The organism is Gilvimarinus gilvus (genome assembly GCF_030518155.1).
Lineage (GTDB): Bacteria > Pseudomonadota > Gammaproteobacteria > Pseudomonadales > Cellvibrionaceae > Gilvimarinus > Gilvimarinus gilvus.
This window is the reverse complement of sequence record NZ_JAULRU010000397.1, coordinates 1-591: the sequence shown is the minus strand read 5'-3', so window position 1 is coordinate 591 and position 591 is coordinate 1. Positions and strand designations below refer to the sequence as shown.

The following is a 591-nucleotide window of genomic DNA, read 5'->3' as shown; positions in this document are numbered from 1 at the left end:
GTCTATTATTCTCCATCGATATTCTTTGGTTATTTGGCTTATAAAATAAAAACCGCTTCTCAATGTCATGCATACTTAATACTTAGAGATATGTTTCCGCAATGGGCTGTTGATGAAGGATTAATAGAACAAGGCTCGCTTATTGAAAAATACTTCAGATTTTTTGAGCGTCTGAATTACGCTTCAGCTGATTGTATTGGGTTAATGTCACCGAAGAATTTACAGCTCTTTGAAAAGTTTAATGGTAATCAATATAATACTGAAGTCTTATATAACTGGGCTGATGAAAATGCATATCCATGTAAATCTCATACTTTCGGTTTGAGAGATCAATTTAACCTGACAGATAAAGTTATCTTTTTTTATGGTGGTAATATTGGTCATGCACAAGATATGGGGAATTTGTTGCGTTTAGTTGAGGCCATGAAACCCATCGAAAATGCATATTTTATTTTTCTTGGTCAAGGTGATGAGGTTGCCCTAGTTAAGCAGACGATTGAAGATAAATCATTGCTTAACTGTTTGTTTTTGTCTTCTGTTTCGCAACAAGATTATAAGTTAATACTGAATGAAGTTGATGTTGGCTTATTC

1 protein-coding gene is annotated in these 591 nt (G+C 33.7%); it reads left to right on the top strand.

The genetic code is table 11. From position 1 onward, the window contains the following. Nucleotides 1-591 (top strand): glycosyltransferase family 4 protein (locus QWI17_RS06745; protein ID WP_302721762.1); only part of this gene is annotated, 591 nt, incomplete at both ends.